General features: G+C 58.6%; 21 protein-coding genes. 12 read left to right on the forward strand and 9 right to left on the reverse strand.

Going from position 1 to position 18,581, the window contains the following annotated elements:
- Nucleotides 1-48: 48 nt before the first annotated feature.
- Both K290_RS0123715 and K290_RS0123720 read right to left on the reverse strand, forming a co-directional pair.
- Complete coding sequence (locus tag K290_RS0123715) at nt 49-1,323, reverse strand: cation:proton antiporter (RefSeq protein ID WP_028754164.1); 1,275 nt, start codon at nt 1,321-1,323, stop codon at nt 49-51.
- 5 nt (nt 1,324-1,328) lie between these two features.
- Nucleotides 1,329-2,432: a flavodoxin family protein gene (locus K290_RS0123720; protein ID WP_028754165.1), complete on the reverse strand. Its 1,104-nt coding sequence runs from the start codon at nt 2,430-2,432 to the stop codon at nt 1,329-1,331.
- Nucleotides 2,433-2,906: 474 nt separating this feature from the next.
- Here K290_RS0123720 and K290_RS0123725 point away from each other — a divergent pair, with 474 nt between their 5' ends.
- On the forward strand, nt 2,907-3,122 hold the full coding sequence (locus tag K290_RS0123725) for a hypothetical protein (RefSeq protein WP_028754166.1): 216 nt from the start codon (nt 2,907-2,909) through the stop codon (nt 3,120-3,122).
- A 97-nt stretch (nt 3,123-3,219) separates the two neighbouring features.
- Here the strand turns inward: K290_RS0123725 and K290_RS0123730 are convergent, their stop codons facing one another.
- From K290_RS0123730 to K290_RS0123740, 3 genes are all read right to left on the reverse strand, one after another.
- The gene (locus tag K290_RS0123730; protein WP_028754167.1) at nt 3,220-3,435 is read right to left on the reverse strand and encodes a hypervirulence associated TUDOR domain-containing protein; all 216 of its coding nucleotides are present in this window, start codon (nt 3,433-3,435) and stop codon (nt 3,220-3,222) included.
- A gap of 103 nt (nt 3,436-3,538) precedes the next feature.
- Complete coding sequence (locus K290_RS0123735) at nt 3,539-3,853, reverse strand: hypothetical protein (RefSeq protein ID WP_028754168.1); 315 nt, start codon at nt 3,851-3,853, stop codon at nt 3,539-3,541.
- Nucleotides 3,854-4,023: 170 nt separating this feature from the next.
- Nucleotides 4,024-4,683 carry a 5-formyltetrahydrofolate cyclo-ligase gene (locus tag K290_RS0123740; RefSeq protein ID WP_245276641.1) on the reverse strand — a complete coding sequence of 220 codons (660 nt, stop codon included), beginning with the start codon at nt 4,681-4,683 and terminating at the stop codon, nt 4,024-4,026.
- Between the two features lie 136 nt (nt 4,684-4,819).
- Here K290_RS0123740 and K290_RS0123745 point away from each other — a divergent pair, with 136 nt between their 5' ends.
- From K290_RS0123745 to K290_RS34820, 5 genes are all read left to right on the forward strand, one after another.
- Complete coding sequence (locus K290_RS0123745; RefSeq protein ID WP_028754170.1) at nt 4,820-5,725, forward strand: LysR substrate-binding domain-containing protein; 906 nt, start codon at nt 4,820-4,822, stop codon at nt 5,723-5,725.
- Between the two features lie 48 nt (nt 5,726-5,773).
- Nucleotides 5,774-6,892, forward strand: a complete 1,119-nt coding sequence (locus K290_RS0123750) for an HPP family protein (protein ID WP_028754171.1) — start codon at nt 5,774-5,776, stop codon at nt 6,890-6,892.
- Between the two features lie 276 nt (nt 6,893-7,168).
- Nucleotides 7,169-8,680 (forward strand): lipopolysaccharide biosynthesis protein, encoded by a 1,512-nt coding sequence (locus K290_RS0123760; protein ID WP_037136098.1) that lies wholly within the window; start codon nt 7,169-7,171, stop codon nt 8,678-8,680.
- Between the two features lie 109 nt (nt 8,681-8,789).
- Nucleotides 8,790-9,617, forward strand: coding sequence for a hypothetical protein (locus K290_RS0123765; protein WP_028754173.1), 828 nt, complete (start codon nt 8,790-8,792; stop codon nt 9,615-9,617).
- 21 nt (nt 9,618-9,638) lie between these two features.
- Complete coding sequence (locus K290_RS34820; protein WP_081670421.1) at nt 9,639-10,733, forward strand: acyltransferase family protein; 1,095 nt, start codon at nt 9,639-9,641, stop codon at nt 10,731-10,733.
- A 69-nt stretch (nt 10,734-10,802) separates the two neighbouring features.
- Here K290_RS34820 and metB read toward each other — a convergent pair whose 3' ends face one another.
- Complete coding sequence (metB, locus tag K290_RS0123775; RefSeq protein ID WP_028754174.1) at nt 10,803-11,960, reverse strand: cystathionine gamma-synthase; 1,158 nt, start codon at nt 11,958-11,960, stop codon at nt 10,803-10,805.
- A gap of 197 nt (nt 11,961-12,157) precedes the next feature.
- On the opposite strand from metB, the gene K290_RS0123785 reads away from it, so the two are divergent.
- The gene (locus K290_RS0123785; protein ID WP_028754175.1) at nt 12,158-12,433 is read left to right on the forward strand and encodes a DUF6522 family protein; all 276 of its coding nucleotides are present in this window, start codon (nt 12,158-12,160) and stop codon (nt 12,431-12,433) included.
- 46 nt (nt 12,434-12,479) lie between these two features.
- Here K290_RS0123785 and K290_RS34825 read toward each other — a convergent pair whose 3' ends face one another.
- From K290_RS34825 to K290_RS0123800, 3 genes are read right to left on the reverse strand one after another with little or no spacing between them, the layout of a single operon-like run.
- Nucleotides 12,480-13,238 (reverse strand): RNA polymerase sigma factor, encoded by a 759-nt coding sequence (locus K290_RS34825; protein WP_051264189.1) that lies wholly within the window; start codon nt 13,236-13,238, stop codon nt 12,480-12,482.
- A gap of 18 nt (nt 13,239-13,256) precedes the next feature.
- On the reverse strand, nt 13,257-13,577 hold the full coding sequence (locus K290_RS0123795; RefSeq protein ID WP_425337604.1) for a cupredoxin domain-containing protein: 321 nt from the start codon (nt 13,575-13,577) through the stop codon (nt 13,257-13,259).
- Nucleotides 13,578-13,593: 16 nt separating this feature from the next.
- Nucleotides 13,594-14,115, reverse strand: a complete 522-nt coding sequence (locus tag K290_RS0123800; protein ID WP_028754177.1) for a DUF4142 domain-containing protein — start codon at nt 14,113-14,115, stop codon at nt 13,594-13,596.
- Between the two features lie 521 nt (nt 14,116-14,636).
- Between K290_RS0123800 and K290_RS0123805 the strand changes: the two genes are divergently transcribed.
- From K290_RS0123805 to K290_RS0123825, 5 genes are all read left to right on the forward strand, one after another.
- Nucleotides 14,637-15,722, forward strand: coding sequence for a fatty acid desaturase family protein (locus tag K290_RS0123805; RefSeq protein ID WP_028754178.1), 1,086 nt, complete (start codon nt 14,637-14,639; stop codon nt 15,720-15,722).
- Nucleotides 15,723-15,786: 64 nt separating this feature from the next.
- Entirely contained in the window at nt 15,787-16,101 is a 315-nt protein-coding gene (locus K290_RS0123810) for a MocE family 2Fe-2S type ferredoxin (RefSeq protein ID WP_028754179.1), read from the forward strand.
- Nucleotides 16,102-16,111: 10 nt separating this feature from the next.
- Entirely contained in the window at nt 16,112-17,338 is a 1,227-nt protein-coding gene (locus K290_RS0123815) for an NAD(P)/FAD-dependent oxidoreductase (protein WP_028754180.1), read from the forward strand.
- Between the two features lie 24 nt (nt 17,339-17,362).
- Nucleotides 17,363-18,172 (forward strand): 3-methyl-2-oxobutanoate hydroxymethyltransferase, encoded by an 810-nt coding sequence (locus K290_RS0123820; protein ID WP_028754181.1) that lies wholly within the window; start codon nt 17,363-17,365, stop codon nt 18,170-18,172.
- Nucleotides 18,173-18,227: 55 nt separating this feature from the next.
- Nucleotides 18,228-18,581, forward strand: a 354-nt coding sequence (locus K290_RS0123825; RefSeq protein WP_028754182.1) for an ACT domain-containing protein, incomplete at its 3' end; no start/stop codon positions are given.

Genomic DNA, 18,581 nt, shown 5'->3' on the forward strand with positions numbered 1-18,581 from the left:
CTGGCAGGATGACCGACGATGTGAGACGGCCGTGTCGTGCAGACGTTGTCATCGGCTTTGCCGCCCCATCGGCCGCATGCTGTCGACGCCTCGCTCGCGATCGATCCATCCCATGACCGGCGTCACGGCTATGCCATGGATGGCAACGGAAATCAGGATAATCAGAAAAACCGTATCCCAGACCACCTCGATCTGGTCGAACGAAGCTTTTCCGGAAGCATAGGCAAGATAATATATCGAGCCGAGGCCCCTGACGCCAAAGATCGAGACGATTGCCTTTTCCGCAGGCGGTTGGACGGCGCCGATCAGGCTGATCCATCCCGACATCGGCCTGACGACAGCCAAGGTCACTACGGCTACGGCAACGATTCGCCAATCGACGTGCGACAGCAGCGACCCTTCGGCGATGACGGAGCCGAAGCAGACAAGCAGGAGCATCATCAGCAAGCGCTCGAGTTGCTCTCCGAAATCGTTAAGCTCGCCATGGAAGCTGCTGTGTCTTTCGACGCTGCGCAAAGTGAGCGCTGTTACGAAGACCGCGACGAAGCCATAGCCGTGAACGAGTTCCGTGGCAGAATAGGCAAGACAAGTGAAGGCGAGCGCGGCCAAACCATCTCCGGTCTTGGCGATGCGTCCCGCCTTTGGCACTTTGAAAGTTAGGTATCCGAGGATCCGACCGACAATCCACCCCATGCCGATCCCTGCAGCCAGCTTCCAGAGCACGTCGACGGCGAACCAATGCCAGATCCATCCGGCACCGGAGTCGGAAGCCGATTGGGAGGCAATGGCGATCGCGGCCATGACGAAGGGAAAGCTCAGTCCATCGTTCAAGCCTGCTTCGGATGTAAGGGCAAATCGGATGTCATCTTCCTCGCCCGTTTGCGGCGGGCCGACCTGGACATCGGCGGCAAGCACCGGGTCCGTGGGCGCGAGTGATGCCCCCAGCAGAAGTGCCGAAGCGGCTCCCAGTCCGAGAACGCTCCATCCAAGCAGGCTAATTGCGAAAATCGAAAGCGGCATGGCGATGCCGAGAAGCCGCCAGGTGATTGCCCATCTTGTCCAGCCTAACGGTCTGTCGATCTTCAATCCCGCACCCATGAGGGCCACGATCACGACGAATTCGGAGAGATGTTCTGCCAGCGCCCTGCTCTCGAGCGGGTTCATGCGCGGCAGCGGCGTGAACGGCGACCATGCAAGAAGCATCCCGATAACGACGCAGCAGATCGGAAACGAGAGCGGCATGCGCTTCAGCACCATAGGCAGCCATGCCGTCAGCAGCACGACTATGCCGAATATGAAGAGCGTGACGACATAGCTGTTCATGTCGGCTACTTCTGGCGTGATTGCGGTAAATCGGCGCCGGCGGAAATTTGGTGTCCCTGACGCTTCGCTGCGACCGCTTCGTGAAGTGTCCGAGCAGCGTTGCGGACCTCTTCCTGGATTGCCTGATCTTTTTCGTAAGCCACGTGGCTCGTCGCATAAGGCTCCCAATAGCCGATGTAGCGATCGATCTCGGCAAGGGGGCCGGCCGGGACGAGTTCCATCGATTTCAGCCAATCGGCGAGACTTCTGCGCACGTTCTCCGCGCCTTCCGTGTCCCCGTGGACGATCACCGAAAACAATCGGCCTGCCAGATGCCGAGGGTAGGCCCAGCCTTTCATTTCCAGTTCCTTTGCCCCCTTGGCGTGCTTGCCGTGGGTACTGGTGGGATCCGGATTGCCGCCGTCGGCGCAGACGAGCCGGTCCATCATCAGCTTCAAGGGGGAGGAGGCCTGATACCAGTGAACCGGGGTGATGATCATGATCCCATGGGCCTCGACCCACATCGGGTAGATATCGTTCATCCAGTCGTGGATCTGGCCGAGCGAATAATTGGGATAACAGGAACAAGGCCAGTGGCAGAGGGCCGCCGATGTGGAGAAGCAGGCCTTGCACGGATGGATCTGTCGACCATATTCGGAAGCCAAGCGGCTGAGATCGAGCATTTCGATTTTGGCGCCGGGCTGCCGTTCGAGGACCGCCTTTGCGGTTTGCAGCAGGCGGTAGCTTTTGGACACCTCGCCCGGGCAGGTGTGTTCGCTGCGCGAGGAGCCGTTGATAAGGAGCAGACGGATCGGGCCGTTGGGATCGTCATGCCGCTGCTGCGCATTGCCGACGGCCTCCTGCGCCGCCAGCCAGTCCACCGCCAGATCATAGCTGGGGTCGGCGAAGCCGGGACCGGCCTTTCTGGTTTTCGGGCTCTTTCTTGAATGGGCGTAGGCGTCCCAAGCGGCGGATGCGACCTTCGAAAGCTCAACCTGTAGCTGGCCGTAAGCGGGGTCCTGAAATTGGTTTAGGAAGCGCCGCTTGAACTCGTCTTCGCTCAATCTCGGGCTTGGACTACCCTTGCGAGGTTCGAGATCAGAGGCGGAAGCGGACTTATCGGGGGACATGGAAACTCCTCAGCTAGTGATTTGCTGAACGCTTCGGCAAACACAGCGTTCCAGGAGAGGCGCGACTTCGATGCCAAGATTGGAAAACGCTCTGGGAATTCAGCCTGGCTACAGCGGGCAAAATCGCATGCACCGTTGGGAACAAACGAAGTGGCCGGATGTTCGGTGCACGGCGAGCTCGTCCCTTGACTCGCCAACGCGCCGCTCCATCAAGCGGTCGTCAGAGAGCCGCCGTTGACCTCGCGCCCTTTCCACTCAATCAACGGCGGCTCTCTCTAAAGCGCGGCAGGGAATACGCCATGCGCCTTATTCCAACGTTCCCTGCCGCGTCTGGCGGCAATGTATGAAAAGTTATCCATGCTTCTTCAACCGCTGCCAGAAACGCGCGGCGCGCCTTGTCTGTCGTCTTATCATCGTGCGCCTCAATCAAAGCCCGCTGCACCCCCAGGGATGCAGCTCACTTGAGGAAATGAAATGGCCTACACGCAAACCGATCTTGATATGGCCGAGCGCCATATCGCGGAGGGTGAGCAGCACATTTCGGATCAGGAGATGATCATCACCAAGCTCCGCATCAGGCATCTCGACACTGAAGTAGCCGAAGAAGTGTTGGCAGCTTTCAACGAAATGCTGCAGGTCCATCGCCATCACCGCGATGTAATCGCCGCCGGCCTGGAAGGCGATCATTAGCCTTTGACCCGCAGCCGTCACGATGAAACGGTAGAACCGGCGGAGAAGCCGTTACAAAAAGTTTGGCAAAACGGCGCGGCGCTGCAAATGGGAAGCCTCATTTCGGCAGTTTGCGGAGCGCGCTCCCTTTATGCGCAGCAATATGATCGGTCTTGTCGCTCTTGATCTCATACTGCGGATCGTCGGCGGAGGTGTGATGCGTGTGGCCCTTATAATCGAAATCGCGGATGTGAATCTTGGTGATCGTTCCGCTTACGCGGCCCGCCTCGGAATTCCAGCTCACATGATCGCCAATTTTGAATGCTCTTCCCATGGCGCTCTGCTTCCGTACCCAACTTTTTCACGCCGTTAACGCAACCTCTTGCTCCTTGTTCATTTAACGTGAGATCCGCGACCGCAAGGTGCGGATGGCGCCGCTAAAGAGCATGCACCGTGAACTGCAGATAGGTGGCGAGGCTGACAGCCGAAAGTCCGACAATGATGACAGGGTGCGGGAGGCTCTTGCTGATGGTTGCAAGCGCCAGACCGAGTAGGACGAGCATTCCCCCCAGCAAAAGGCCTTTATCGGCAACGGACAGGGCGAGGGCGGACAGGCTGACGGCCGCGGCGACCATCGTTACCGGCATCTGGTTTTGAAGACGCTCGGTTCGGCTCGTGAACGTGAGCAGGAACCTGTTCCAGCTCAGTCCGAGAGAAATGCTCAAAAGCAGGGAGGGGAGAATATGCCACATGAAATATCGTCTCTTCTGGTGTCGAGCCTAAGAAGCAATCTATGTGCCAATGGCGAAAAACGCCTGTTTGCAAGAGCAAGTCGGGGCGCCGCGATGTGTCGCTGCCTTTTTGAAGGTCTATCTGCCTTTCTGTTCAGCATTCCGGTCGAACCGATAGCCGGCATGAAAGCTCATCGGTATCGCACTGCCGTTTGCGTGACGACCACATCCATGGGGATGTCGTGAGCGAGGGGATGAATGGTGTCGATCTTCTGGGACTCGAAGCCGACGCCGATGGCAAGAGGCTTGCGGCCGAGAGACGCCAGTGTTCTATCGAAAAAGCCGCCTCCGTAACCAAGCCGGAAGCATCCTGCGTCGAAGCCGACGAGCGGCGCTATGACGATGTCCGGAGCAGCTTCCTTGCCGTCCGCCGGCACCGGTATATTCCAAACTCCGCGTTCAAGCCGTTCGCCCATTTTCCACGATCGGAAGAGCAACGGCGTGGCTTTGGCGACAACCACCGGCAACAGGCATATGGCGCCACGGGCGGTCAAACACGCCATCCATCCTCTAAGATCGGGTTCCCCTAAAAATGGCCAGAACAGGCTTACGTGTTTACCGGCAACGTTGGTGACGATCCGGTCGAGGTGATTGGCAATCGCGCGCGTATAATCTTCGCGATCGGCCACCGGCAATGCCTTGCGCTCATCGATCAGCCTTTGCCGTTGTGTCTTTCGCCACGCAAAGACATCTGCATTTGTCGCAAAGCTCGGCGAAATGCCACTGTAGGCGGGGTCGACCTCATGCAGCATACACGCCGGCGATGCGTATTCATGGGGTGCTTCGTTCATCTCTGATCGATCGGACCTTGTCATCCGCTCTTTACCCCTCCCGTTTGATGGATTGAGGTGAAAAGCCGCTTGAGCCGCGGCAATGATTTTTATATAGGGAACGATATGGCAATTTAATTCCTGAATCGAGATCTTTTTGGACCTTTCATCGATCGAGATATTCCTCGCCGTCGCCGGCGACCGTAGCGTGACCAAGGCGGCCAAAGCCGTCGGTCGTGCTCCGTCGAACGTAACGACACGGATTCAGCAGTTGGAGGATTATCTTGGCGTCCTGCTCTTCAGCCGCGACGGCAAAAAGATGACATTGACGCGAGAAGGCGAGACGTTTCTGGCCTATGCCAATCGCCTAGCGGCACTGGCGCTCGAGGCCCGGCAGGCGGTAAGGCCTCTGCGGCCTTCGGGCACATTGCGCGTCGGAACCATGGAGAGCACAGCGGCAAGCCGATTGCCGGCTGCGCTGACCCAATTCAAGCAGATATGGCCCGATGTGTCGCTTCATCTGACATTGGGTGCATCGCGCGAGCTCACCCGGGATGTTCTTGGCGAGGCATTGGATTGCGCGTTGATCGCCCGTCCACCCCGGACGATGCTTGACGAAGAGGCAGATTTTGATGCGGAGCTTGAGCGACTGGAGATGGAACCCGTCTTTGTCGAGGACCTGTTGCTCGTCTTGCCGTCGGGGCATCCACCCATTCGATCGGCCGCCGACTTGCGGGTCGGCTCTCTGGCTGCCCTGGAACCCGGATGCACCTATCGAAAGATTGCAGAGAGTTGGGCGCGAAAATCGAGTGGCTTGCAGACGACGGAACTTGGCTCCTACCATGCGATCCTTGCCAGCGTGGCGACCGGGAGCGCGGCAGGTGTCATGCCGAAATCGGTTCTCGATCTCATGCACTGGCCGACGAGTTCCCCGACCCATCAACTGGGATCCGTCGACACGATCCTCATCTATCGCAGGAATGATCGGCCAACCGCTTTCGAAGCGTTTCACGAAGTTCTCAGCGCCGCAAAGGGCCGTGATACAAGGCTGGTGACAAACTAGCCGGCACGCCTTCTCCACTCACATTCTTTCCCAAAAACTGGTTTTATCATGCAGCATCCTGACTCCCGGAAGATGGGACCGAGCCGCTTCCGCTTGTTTTCGCCGATCCTTGCCGGAGCAACCCTGCACGAACGATTGATGGCTTGTCTTGGTGCCTTGATTGGCATCGGCCTAACTGGCGTCATCAGCGGCTATCTCTTTGGACAAGGCCCCCACCTTCCGTTGATCGTCGCGCCGATGGGCGCATCGGCGGTGCTTCTTTTCGCAGTGCCATCCAGTCCGCTTGCCCAGCCCTGGTCGATCATCGGCGGCAATACCATTTCCGCCATGATGGGCATCATTGCCGCCTATCTCATTCATGATCCGATTATCGCGATCGGCGTCGGCGTCTCGCTGGCGATTGGCGCCATGTCTTTCACCCGATGCCTCCATCCGCCAGGCGGGGCAGCAGCCTTGACCGCTGTTCTTGGCGGCCCGGTCGTTGCAGGTTGGGGTTTCTTGTTCCCGTTCGTCCCGGTTGCCTTGAATTCCTGCATACTTGTAGGCCTCGGGTTGCTGTTTCACAAATTTTCCAAGCGCAATTACCCGCATGTGGTCGCAAAGCCGGCGGAGAATACCCATCAGACGCGTGATCTGCCGTCGGTTCTGCGCGTGGGCTTCGGGGAAGAAGATGTCGATGCCGCTCTGGCAGCGCTGGACGAGACCTTCGACATCGATCGGGCAGATCTCAGCCGCCTGCTTCGGCAGGTCGAATTGCAGGCAGCGGTGCGGTCGCATGGAGACATAAGCTGTGCCGATATCATGTCCCGCGACGTCATCGCTATTGGCGAGGGCGCCGAGCCGGATCATGCACGGCATCTTCTCCTGAAGCACAATATCCGCACGCTGCCGGTAAAGGATCGGGAAGGCCGCCTGATCGGTACGATCGGGTTGCGGGAACTGTCCGAAAGCATCGACAGCATTGCAGGCGCGATATCGAAGCCGGCTGTGGCAGATGCAGCCGATCCCGCGTTATCGCTGTTGCCGGTTCTGACCGATGGACGCACGCATGCGGTGATTGTCGTGGACGCCGACCGCCGTGTTCTTGGTCTGATATCGCAGACGGACCTGCTGAGCGCCATGGCGCGTCTCCTTCCAAGCAAAAGTGCGGCGTCGCTGGTCGCCTGAGGCATGGAACGACGGACCACGCCTTTTCTGTGTTGTCGTCGCGAATCCATTCGTCAAACTCGGCGGACACTCGGGGAGGGCAATTCGTCACTCGATGCTGCCGTAGAATGTGCGTTGCAGCAAAAAAACATTAAATGCGTTGCGTCGCGCAAAAAGTTCGCTTGACCAATTCGATTTCGGCGCCATTTGAGCCCACAGCTTTTTCGTGACCGCGCAGGGCTTGCTTCGGCGGGAACCAGATGGAGTTGTAACATCGCAAATGAATCGGATGAAAGCTTGAGGTCGCCGTCTTCCTGGGAAACGGGAAGCGCTGTTCTCGAGTCGGACGAAATCGTCTTCGAACACCTGAGCGAGAACCGTTCCGGCGCGGCGCTGAAAGGGGCGTTCTGGTCGGCCCTGGACACGCTGATACCGACGGCGTTGAACAGCCTCGTTTTCATCGTCACGTCGCGATATCTGCTGCCACAGGATTTTGGTCTGGTAGCGCTGGCCTTCAGTATCGTGAGCTTTGCCGCCGGCCTTGGGCCGACCGCGTTTGGCGAAGCGTTGATCCAGCAGAAGACTATTCGGCAGAGCCATCTCGACACGGTGTTCTGGCTATCGTTCGCGTCGGCCGCAATCCTTTACATCGCCCTTTTCGCGGGATCCCCCTACATCGCGCAGGCCTTGGGCCATAAAGAAATCGTCGGCCTGCTGATGATTGTCGGCTTGAAGATTTTCTTCGACATGATGATCGTCGTTCCCAACGCCCTTATCGGCCGCACGATGTCCTTTCATCTCGCCGCCGTCCGCACGGCAATCGCCACGGTGGTATCCGGCCTGGTCTGTCTGGCGTTGATTTTTGCCGGCTTCGGCCTCTGGGCACTGGCGATCGCGCAGATCGCGGCGCCTGTCGCAGCATGCGCGGCCGCCTTCTGGGGCGCAGGTTGGCTGCCGGGGCTGCGCATCAGGTGGAGCAGTCTGCGCGAGTTGCTGCACTACGGCGTATTTGCTTCCGGCAATCGTTTCCTCCAGTCCATGAGCCTCGATCAGCTCATCATAGGCACGCTCGTCAGTCCGGCCGCGCTCGGCATTTACAATTTCGCCCGGCGGCTTTTCGAAATGATCAACAACGTCGTTGCCGGGGGGCTGACCTCGGTCACGCATGTTCTCCTGTCGTCGCTGCAGCATGATCAGAACAAGGTCCGCGAGGCATTCCTCATGGCAACGTTCGGCTGCTCGCTTGTGTCGTTTCCGGCATTCATGGGTCTTGCCGCCGTTGCCGACGACGCCATTCCGCTGATTTTCGGACAGCACTGGGCGGCTGCGATCTGGCCGGTGCGGTTCTTCTGCGTTATCGGATTGATGAGCGGAATAGGCGTCGTCCAGGCATCTTTGATTACCAGCCAGGGCAGATCGGACTGGTGGTTCTACTACCAGCTCGTGCGAAACATCGTCACGATTGTCACCGTGCTGCTGCTTTATCCATATGGCGTCACCACCATTGTCTTCGCGCTGATGCTTGAAGTGCTGCTGCTTTGGCCCGTGACGCTTTGGATGGTTTCCCGCCTTATTGCGCTCAGCGTCGGAAATTATTTCGCCCAGTTTCTGAGACCGATCGCTGCCTATGTCGGAATGCTGGCTGCGGTGCTCGGCGCTTCGGCATTGCTGCAGGATTGGACCCCGGCCTCGCGCTTGGCGATCGAAATCTCAATCGGCGCAATCGTCTACACAGGCCTGATCTTCATCCTTTGCCGGGAGAGGGCTCTTTTCCTCATGAAGACAATGCTCCGGCGGCGCCACAGATAGCCATCATAAACCTGCGTTCGGCGCGGCGGCCGAGCGAATGAATCGATTGTCCATTTCCAATGTCCCTGCCGGATGCGCCAGGGCTGATGTGACCGCAAAAGAGGGAACTATGCCACTCGTTACGTTCATCATTCCGGTTCGACACCAGGCCAATGCGAAGGATTGGCCTGCCTTGAAAGAGCGGTTGTCCCAGACCATGGCGTCCATTGCCGGCCAATCGAACCCCGACTGGAGTGCCGTGATCGTCGCAAACGAAGGTGCGGATTTGCCCGATCTGCCGCCGCAATTTTCCGTCGCCCGCGTGACATTTCCCCCGAACCAGCTCCACGATTTGGACAGCGCGGACAGAGAGAAGGTCTACGACGCGTTCCGTCTGGATAAGGGACGCCGCGTGCTGAGCGGCATGCTTTCGGCCCGGGATTCGCGGTTTTTCATGATCGTGGATGACGACGATTTCGTCAGCGCCAACATCGTCAGTTACGTTGCCAAACATCCCCAAGCCAACGGCTGGAAGATCGACAAGGGCTATCTTTGGAACGAAGGCGGCCGGTTGATCATGCATTACGATGATTTCGCAAATTATTGCGGCACATCGCTGATCGTGCAATCGCGTCTTTACGATCTCCCGGTGACTTTGGAGGCTGCAGACATCGACTATGTAAAATCAATGCTCGGCAGCCATGTGCGTATCGGAAACATATTGGCCGAGCGCGGCACGCCGCTCGAGCCTCTGCCGTTTCGTGGCGCCATCTACCGCGTTGGGCACAGCGGCGCCCACAGTAAATCCTCCAGTCTTCTATCGACCTATTTTTTCAATACCAGCGCGCTTCGGCGCCCTCGCCAACTTCTTCGCAATCTCAGGCGGGTTCGTCCGCTCGATCGCGGCCTGCGCAACGAGTTCTTCGGTGCCGCCGGTGCCAATAACGTGAAATGGTGACCAGCGGTGGAAGCATCCGACATGTCAACGACCAAAGAAGGCGTTAGGCCTGTCGCTGCGCAACCGCAGCGACGCTCAACCCCGACGGGTCGGACGAGCCATCGATACGCCTCGCTTGACGCGATGCGTGGCCTGGCGGCATTTGCGGTCGTTGTCTATCATCTTCAACGACCCCATGCGCCTTTGGCCTATGTCGCGGTTGATTTCTTCTTCGTTCTCAGCGGCTTCGTCATTGCCCGGGCCTATAGTGAAAAGCTCGCAGCCGGCATGCCGCTGGCAGCCTTTATGAGAGCCCGCTACGCACGCCTCTATCCGCTGTTCATAGTCGGGACCTTCTACGGATTGGTGCAACTGCTGGGCCATTGGAAATCGTCGGGCGACACCATCGGCGATCTGCTCGCCAGCTTGATCTCGTCCCTGTTCATGCTGCCATCCCCGAGCTTTCTGACGAGATCTGCGACGGATTTGTGGCCTCTATATCCTTTGAACGGCCCCGCATGGTCGCTGTTCTGGGAGCTGCTCGTCAATCTGGTATTCGCTCTGATGCTTTTTAGGATGAAGACGCGATATCTTGCTCTTTTCGCTGCGGTTTCACTTGGTTGTCTCATCGCATCCGTCGTCGGGCACGGATCCCTCGACCTCGGCTGGGAATGGCGATCGGTCGACGGCGGCCTCGCTCGCGTCTTTTTTTCCTTTACCGTCGGCATGATCATATTCAGGGTTCAGAAGGACAGGCCACCCGCGACCACCTATTTTGCGATCTTGCCGATCCTCTTGATTTTCGGTCTGCTATTTCTGCCGACCTATTCGTTGAAATTTGCCCTACTCTTCTGCATCGTCATTTCACCGCTTATCGTCCTTGCCGGCACGCTTCTGGAGATTCCAAAGAAAATTCAGCCGCTTGGCATATTTCTCGGTTATCTGTCCTATCCGATCTATATGTGTCATCGGGGCTTTACGGAAATATATGCCCACTTCGTCAACAGCGATCATGTGCCCCCGTTGGTCTACATCGGAGGGTTCCTGCTGTTGATTTCGGTAATATCGCTTCTGTCGGCCCAGCTTGTCTCCATAGTGCCGAGATTTGCGTTTCCCGCGAAGATGCGAGCGCCGTAGACGCTGAATAGCCGACGCTGCTTCTGGCAAGCCTTTCATCGGAAGGGGCAATCGTCCCCGGCGGTTCAGCTATCCGATTTTTGCCAGGCTGAAGGCGAGATCCGACAGCAGATCCTTTTCGGCTTCCAGGCCGACCGATACCCTCAGCAATCCTTCGCTGATGCCGGCAGCGCGGCGCGCCTCCTCGCCCATGCCGACATGGGTCATGCTGGCCGGATGGGCAACCAGGCTTTCGACGCCGCCCAAGGATTCGGCAAGGGTGAAGACCGTCAGCCCTGTCACGAAGCGGCGCACCGCTTCGATCCCTCCGTTGAGCTCAAAGCTCAACATGGCGCCGAAGCCGAGTTGCTGCCGTGTCGCCAGTTCATGGCCGGGATGGCTGGTCAGGCCGGGATAATGGACGACGCTGACCTCCGGGCGCTCCACCAGGAAACGAGCGACGGCCGCCGCGGTGGTCTGCTGACGTTCGATGCGGGCAAAAAGGCTGCGGATACCGCGAAGGGTAAGATAGGAATCGAACGGCGATCCCGTCACACCGATCATATTCGCCCAGCCTTTCAGCTCTTCGATGTCCTTCGAATGTGCCGCGATGACGGCGCCACCGACGACATCGGAATGCCCATTGAGATATTTCGTCGTCGAATGGATGACGAAATCCGCACCAAGCGCAATGGGCCGCTGCAGAGCGGGTGAAAGGAAGGTGTTGTCGACCACAAGCCGCGCCCCCACCGATTTTGCGTGCCGCGAAATGGCTTGGATGTCGACGACGCGCATGAGCGGGTTGCTCGGCGTTTCAACTAAGACCAGAGACGCGCCGCGCTTCAAGGCGGAGGTCAAGGCTTCGTCGTTGCTTTGATCGACAAATTCCACATCGAAATGGCCCTTGTCTCTTAGCGCGCCAAGCAGCCGGTAGGTGCCGCCATAGCAATCATGCGGCGCAATCACCCGGTCCCCCGGCTTCAGCAGACTGAGAATAAGATTGACAGCAGCCATACCGGATGAGGTCACGACAGCCCCGGCCCCGCCTTCCAGCTTCGCCAATGTATCGGCGAGGAGATCGCGTGTCGGATTGGAGGTTCTGGAATATTCATAGGCTTGCGAGTGCTCAAATTCTCGAAACGCGAAGTTGCTCGACAGATAAAGCGGCGGATTCACGGCGCCGAAGGCAGCATCGCTTGCGATCCCATTTACGGCTGCGATCGTTCTGAAGTCCTTGATCATCGACATATATGCCTTTTGCGGATTGGAGCAGTCTTGGTGATGCGCGGATTGAAGGGCAACCGGCGCATTCTACGCTCGATTTTCGAACGATCGGAGCCGCTCGCGGGCGCCAACTATAATTTCTGTTTTAAGAATGACAATAAAAGATCGTTCTCCATTCCGTTTTAATATATGGCTGCGTCTATTGGCAAAGGGGTGAAGCAATGTTTGTCGAGCGCGCGGAAAATGGGGATTTTATCGTTGATTCCATTGAGATCGCCGATCGCTTCGGTTTGTCGCTGGCGGAGTTTCGCCGCTATATGCAACGCGGATCCGTCACCTCCTCGGTGGAGGTGGGGACGGACGATCACGAGGGAACGAAGCGCCTTTCCCTGCGACTGGGCAACCGGATATGGCGTGTGATCCTGGATGGCGAGAACAGGGTGCGCCACGAGGAGATGACATTTCTCGGCAGGCAGCATGCGACACCCAAGTCCTGATGTGCTCCATCCTCTTGCGACATCTGCGGGCAGCCAGTCGGGCAGATTACTGAGTGATTCCGCCTGACGGTGGAGCGGAAGGATCCTTTTTCCCGCCATGCATCATGCGGAGCGCTGTAATCACGCGATCGGCCATATCAGCGCAGCGCGCCCCATCGAAGGGAAAGAGGGCCGAGAACGCTCCGGAAAACTGCTTTTCGATTGAAAGGCGCATCATCTTGCGGGCGCGGTGCAGGCGCGTCTTGGTCGTCTCCGGTTTGATGCCGAGGAGGGATGCCGTCTCATCCGTGCTGAAGCCTTCCACGTCGCGCAAAATGAAGACCGTGCGGAACTCGTCAGGCAGCGCATCGACCGCATGTTCCAGCAGATGCCTCGTCTGATTTCGCGCCAGTTCAGCCTCCGGATCGGCCGACGCCAGCGAGGAGGGGAAGTATAACAAACCGCCGCCGGACGTCTTGCTCTGCATGTCGATCTCCTCAAGCCCGGTAAAATCGCGCCGTCGATGCATCCGGGCGAACGCTTCGTTGAGCGCAATCCTCGTCAACCAGGTTGATAATTTTGAACCCCCGCGGAAGGCTGCCAGATTGATGAAGGCTTGCACATAGGTTGCCTGCACCACATCCTCCGCCTCCGTATCATTGCCGACGATGGCGCGTGCCGTTCTAAACAGGCGCTGGTTGTTGCGCTGGACAATGATCCTGATGGCATCCTCATCGCCCGCCTTGGCGCGAGCGATGAGTTCGGCTTCCGAATAGGAAGAAGGATCCGGCTGATGTCGCTTGGTTGCGGCGGGCGCGGCTCTCATCTCGGCTCCTCTCGTTCCTCACGGCTGCACATTCAGCTCTCCCGTCATCATCGGATGAAAACGGCAGTAGAATTTGACGGCTCCTGCGCGTTCGACCGTCATCTTCTTTTGCGACTTCGGTGGCAGGTCGACGTCGAAACTGGCATCGCGCGCGGTGGCCGTGTGGCGGAATATATCATCGTTGCGCCAGACGATCACGTCGCCGACGTGTAGCTCCGCAGGCGGGGAGCCGAATTTCATATTCGCGATGGCGATTTGATATTCGGCTGGTTTTGCCACCGTGCTGACCGTCATTGCCAGCAACCCCGCGACAACAGCGAGCGCATGCTTTCTATTCATCGCGCTCATCGCCGTTTCATTTCATCGTCGCGGCAAGATGTTCCGCATGCATTTGATGTTCCTTGAAGAGAGTAAGGCCGGTCTCCAGCAGCGACTTGAGTTCGGCATTCTTTGCCGACGGAATCAGTTGTTTGGCGAGCGCATTGTTGACCGTCTTGTGATAGGCGACTTCATTTTCGATATAGGCTTTGTCGAAGGCCTTGCCGTTCAAAGCATCGAGCTTGGTGAGTTCCTTGCTGGCTTGCGCGCTTAGCGACTTGCTGACGTCATTGTCCTCCGGCGTGACCTTGAGTTTTTTGACCAGCGCCAATGCCTGCTCGTTCACACTTTTGTGGTCGCGCTCCATGGTCTTGGCGAAATCGATTACCTGCGGATTCTTGCTCTTTTTCAGCGCCTGTTCGGCAGCCGTCACGTCGATTTGCCCGGCGGTATAAGCAATATGGGCGATTTGTGGATCTGTGATTTTTGTCTCGGCGGCCATTGCTGCAGTGCCTGCGAGGCCGAGCAGGAAAGTCGCGGTCAGAATATGCTTAAACATGATTTTCTCCCATTCGTTTGGTGATCCGGAGCGAATGTCGGAGGCAACGCCGTGCTTCGATCCGTTAGTCCCGTGTCGGAACTGACCATTGGATAGAGTTGAGAGAAAAAGGTTCCCAAGAAAATATCGGCTCGTCGTAAATCGCGGCGGCTTGTCCATTTTGGCCGCCATTTAGATCACAACCACTTCGCCAGAATGATAGAATTCTATCACCGGATGTTTGAAGGAAGAAGTGTCTGCCCGACGCCAATCAGGTGCCGTTGCCGTCCGCCGGTTGCTTCCAGGCTGATTTCTAGGCGCAATCAATGGTCGCGACGCTGACGCCGGAGGCTTTGGCGAGATCGGAGATGGTGGGGCGGCGCATGGTGGGTCCTGAGGTATTCCATCATCAATGATGACGGAGGATTGATGGAATATGATAGATTCCATCATCGCTGCATTGAGGCAAGCGAAAACTCGACCTATCCTGTTCCTCATCAGATGCGGCGCGCCCTTGCGCGTCGCGGGAGGCAGGAACAGCAATGACCGAGACCATCAAGCGCGACTACAGCCTGCTCGGGCCGAGCGGCCGGCAGGCGGTCGAAACCGGGCTGGCGGCGGCGGAGTGGTATCATACCGACATTCCCCGCAAGGAGATGAAGGCGCTGATGCAGCGCTCCGATAAGGCTGCCATCCGCGACACGGTCATCTGGCTCGGCAGCATGGCGGTCCTTGCCGGCCTCGGCATTGCCTTCTGGGGCTCCTGGCTATGTGTCCCCTTCTTTTTGGCGTACGGCGTGCTTTACGGCTCGGCCTCCGACAGCCGCTGGCATGAATGCGGCCACGGCACGGCGTTCAAGACCCGCTGGATGAACGATGCGGTCTATCAGATCGCCTGCTTCATGATCATGCGCAATCCGGTGACCTGGCGCTGGAGCCATACCCGTCACCACACCGACACCGTCATCGTCGGCCGCGATCCGGAGATCGCCGTCATGCGGCCGCCGGATCTGTTGCGGCTCGTCCTGAACTTCTTCGGCATCGTCGATGTCTTCTATGCAATGCTCGACATGATCCGCAATGCCGTCGGCATCGTCAGTGCTGCCGAAAAAACCTTTATTCCCGAACAGGAACAGCCGAAGGCGATCCGCATCGCCCGCATCTGGAGCCTCATCTATGTCGCCACCATCGCGACAGCCTTTGCCATGGGCTCGGTCCTGCCGCTGGTGCTGATCGGCCTGCCGCGGCTCTACGGCGCCTGGCATCATGTTTTGACCGGTCTTTTGCAGCATGGCGGCCTTGCCGACAATGTCATCGACCACCGGCTGAACAGCCGCACGGTGCTGATGAACCCGGTGAGCCGCTTCATCTATTGGAACATGAACTACCATGTCGAGCACCACATGTTCCCGATGGTGCCCTATCATGCGCTGCCGAAGCTGCATGCGATGATCAAACATGATCTGCCGCAGCCGAACCCCTCGATCTGGTCGGGCTACCGCGAAATGATCCCGGCCTTCCTGCGGCAGTTGCGCCACGAGGATTATTTCCTGAAGCGGGAGCTGCCGAAGACGGCGAGGCCCTATCGCGAGGAATTCCACGCGACGCTGGCCGAGGCAGCACAATGACCGCAGGCAAGAACGGCGGCCAAGCCAAGAACAGCAGCCAGGAACGACAAACAGGGAGGCAGGAATGAGCGGCAACTGGATCAAGGTCTGTGCGGCGGATGCGATCGACGAGGAGGACGTCATGCGCTTCGATCATGGCGGCAGAACCTTTGCGATCTATCGCAGTCCGGAAGACGACTATTTTGCCACCGATGGTCTCTGCACCCACGAGCAGGTCCATCTCGCCGACGGGCTGGTGATGGACAACATCATCGAATGTCCCAAGCACAACGGCCGCTTCGACTACCGCACCGGCGAGGCCAAGGGCGCCCCCGTCTGCATCAATCTCAAAACCTATCCGGTCAAGCTCGAAAACGGCACCGTGTTTATCGCGGTGTGAGGGAAAAGCCATGTTGCATTTCGTCATTATCGGGGCAGGAGAGTGTGGCGCTCGCGCTGCCTTTGCGCTCAGGGAGAAGGGCTTCGACGGCGATATCACCCTGATCGGAGCCGAGCCGGTTCCGCCCTATGAACGTCCGCCGCTTTCGAAGGAGAGCCTCGCCCTCGGGCATGAGCCGAAGTTCGTGGCCGCCTTGGAGCGCTATGCCGATCATCGCATCGATCTTCGGCTCGCCACGCATGCGACCGATATCGATCCGGCCAGCAGGGTCGTCACACTCTCAGATGGGCAAAAGCTCAGCTACGACAAATTGCTGCTGGCGACCGGCGCATCCGCGCGTGGTTTTCCGGGTATTCCAGGAACCAGTGAGCGCATTCGGATGCTCCGCACCCACGCCGACGCTTCGGCCCTGCGGGCAGCGCTTCTCCCCGGTCGACATATTGCCATTATCGGCGGCGGCTTTATCGGCCTCGAACTGGCGGCGACTGCGCGCAAGCTCGGGGCTGATGTCACCGTGATCGAGGGCCTACCCCGTGTCCTGAAACGGGGTGTGCCGGAGGCAGTGGCCGAGGTGATAACGCAACGTCATCGGGACGAAGGCGTCGCCATCCGCTGTGGCGTGAGCATTGCGGCAGTGGAGAACGGGCCAGACAGCGCGACTATTCGCCTGGCGAGCGGCGAGGCAATCTCCGCCGATCTCGTGCTCATCGGCATTGGTGCGCAGCCGAATGTCACGCTTGCCGAAAAAGCCGGCCTTGCGCTCGACAATGGCATTGCCGTCAACGAGCGGCTGGAAACCTCCGCAGCCGATATTTACGCCGCAGGCGATTGCTGCTCCTTTCCCCTGGCACTTTACAGCGGGCGGCGGGTTCGGCTCGAATCCTGGCGCAACGCGCAAGAACAGGGAACATTGGCCGCGGCCAACCTGCTGGGCGAAGGCAATAGCATCTCCGCCGTGCCGTGGTTCTGGTCCGATCAATATGACCTGACGCTGCAGATTGCCGGCCTTGCCGATGGTGCGGCGACAATGCTCCGGCGTGACCTTGGCGAGGAGGCATTCATCCTATTCCATCTCGATGAGACCGGCCGCCTGCTTGCGGCCAGCGGCATCGCTCGCGGCAATGCTGTTGCTCGCGATATCCGTCTGGCCGAAATGCTGATTGCCGCCCGCGCGCGGCCCGATCCGGAAGCGCTGACGGCGAGCCATGTCAAACTCAAATCGCTTCTTGCCGCTTGATGAGCCCATATCGAGGATTTTTCCATGAAAAAACACAATCGTGCAACGGTCGCCGATCTCCTGGCACTCAAGGGACAGCGACAGCTCACCATGTTGCGCGTCACCTCGCTGGAGGAAGCAGAAGCAGCGGAGAAGGGCGGTATCGATATGCTGTCCGTGCCGCCGGCGCTGCTCGGCCCCGCGTTCCGTGAGGCCGCACCGAGCCCCTTTGCCATTCCTGGGCTCGAATACGGCGATTACGTCTCGGCGGAAGAGTACATGCGCGAGGCGTTCAAAGCATTGAAGGCCGGTGGCGATGCCGTCTATTGCGCCGCCGGGCTGCAAACGATCCGACGGATGCGGGACGAAGGCATTCCGGTCTGCGGCCATCTCGGCCTTATTCCATCCAAGGCGACCTGGACGGGTGGCTTCCGCGCCGTCGGCAAGACCGCTGCAAGCGCCTTCGAGATCTGGCGCCAGACCAAGGCGCTGGAAGAGGCCGGCGCCTTTGCCGCTGAGATCGAGGTGGTGCCTGGCGATGTCGCCGCCGCGATCAGCAGGGCCACGTCGATGCTGATGATCTCCATGGGTGCCGGAAGCGGATGCGATGCTCAATATCTGTTTGCCGACGACGTGCTTGGCAGCAATCGCGGGCACCGGCCGCGTCATGCCAAGGTGTACCGCGATTTTGCGGCCGAATATGACCGGCTGCAGAATGAACGCACCGCCGCATTCAAGGAATTTGCCGAGGACGTTCGCTCGGGCGCTTATCCGGCAAAGGGGCATCTCGTCGCTATCAACGAAGGGGAACTGCAGACGTTTCTACGGCTGCTTGCCGAAGGTGATGGTCGATAGCGCCGCTGAGCGGCAGGCAGGCGGCATTTCATGGTTTTCAATTGGACGGCATAAGATGAAACAATATGTTCTACGGGTATCGTGCCAATCGACGCGTGGGATCGTTGCGGCGATAGCGAATTATCTGGCCGATCAAGGCTGCAACATCGTCGATTCCAGCCAGTTCGACGATCTCGATACCGGCAAGTTCTTCATGCGGGTCTCCTTCATCTCCGAAGAAGGGATCAACCAGCAGAAGCTGGTCGAAGGCTTCAAGCCGGTCGCCGACAAGTTCGAGATGGATGCCGAGATCTATGATGCCCAGAAGCGCATGAAGGTGCTGTTGATGGTGTCGCGCTTCGGCCATTGCCTCAACGACCTGCTCTACCGCTGGAAGATCGGTGCACTGCCGATCGACATCGTCGGCGTC

This window comes from Rhizobium leucaenae USDA 9039, from assembly GCF_000426285.1.
GTDB lineage: Bacteria > Pseudomonadota > Alphaproteobacteria > Rhizobiales > Rhizobiaceae > Rhizobium > Rhizobium leucaenae.

Excerpts from the sequence above, each read along its gene's own strand:
- K290_RS0123820 (WP_028754181.1), top strand. The coding sequence starts at position 17,363 with ATGAAAAAACACAATCGTGCAACGGTCGCCGATCTCCTGGCACTCAAG.
- K290_RS0123785 (WP_028754175.1), top strand. The coding sequence starts at position 12,158 with ATGTTTGTCGAGCGCGCGGAAAATGGGGATTTTATCGTTGATTCCATT.
- K290_RS0123730 (WP_028754167.1), bottom strand. The coding sequence starts at position 3,435 with ATGGGAAGAGCATTCAAAATTGGCGATCATGTGAGCTGGAATTCCGAG.
- K290_RS0123735 (WP_028754168.1), bottom strand. The coding sequence starts at position 3,853 with ATGTGGCATATTCTCCCCTCCCTGCTTTTGAGCATTTCTCTCGGACTG.
- K290_RS0123720 (WP_028754165.1), bottom strand. The coding sequence starts at position 2,432 with ATGTCCCCCGATAAGTCCGCTTCCGCCTCTGATCTCGAACCTCGCAAG.
- K290_RS0123810 (WP_028754179.1), top strand. The coding sequence starts at position 15,787 with ATGAGCGGCAACTGGATCAAGGTCTGTGCGGCGGATGCGATCGACGAG.
- K290_RS0123725 (WP_028754166.1), top strand. The coding sequence starts at position 2,907 with ATGGCCTACACGCAAACCGATCTTGATATGGCCGAGCGCCATATCGCG.
- metB (WP_028754174.1), bottom strand. The coding sequence starts at position 11,960 with ATGTCGATGATCAAGGACTTCAGAACGATCGCAGCCGTAAATGGGATC.
- K290_RS34825 (WP_051264189.1), bottom strand. The coding sequence starts at position 13,238 with ATGAGAGCCGCGCCCGCCGCAACCAAGCGACATCAGCCGGATCCTTCT.
- K290_RS0123815 (WP_028754180.1), top strand. The coding sequence starts at position 16,112 with ATGTTGCATTTCGTCATTATCGGGGCAGGAGAGTGTGGCGCTCGCGCT.
- K290_RS0123740 (WP_245276641.1), bottom strand. The coding sequence starts at position 4,683 with ATGAACGAAGCACCCCATGAATACGCATCGCCGGCGTGTATGCTGCAT.
- K290_RS0123795 (WP_425337604.1), bottom strand. The coding sequence starts at position 13,577 with ATGAATAGAAAGCATGCGCTCGCTGTTGTCGCGGGGTTGCTGGCAATG.
- K290_RS34820 (WP_081670421.1), top strand. The coding sequence starts at position 9,639 with ATGTCAACGACCAAAGAAGGCGTTAGGCCTGTCGCTGCGCAACCGCAG.
- K290_RS0123715 (WP_028754164.1), bottom strand. The coding sequence starts at position 1,323 with ATGAACAGCTATGTCGTCACGCTCTTCATATTCGGCATAGTCGTGCTG.
- K290_RS0123765 (WP_028754173.1), top strand. The coding sequence starts at position 8,790 with ATGCCACTCGTTACGTTCATCATTCCGGTTCGACACCAGGCCAATGCG.
- K290_RS0123750 (WP_028754171.1), top strand. The coding sequence starts at position 5,774 with ATGCAGCATCCTGACTCCCGGAAGATGGGACCGAGCCGCTTCCGCTTG.
- K290_RS0123800 (WP_028754177.1), bottom strand. The coding sequence starts at position 14,115 with ATGTTTAAGCATATTCTGACCGCGACTTTCCTGCTCGGCCTCGCAGGC.
- K290_RS0123805 (WP_028754178.1), top strand. The coding sequence starts at position 14,637 with ATGACCGAGACCATCAAGCGCGACTACAGCCTGCTCGGGCCGAGCGGC.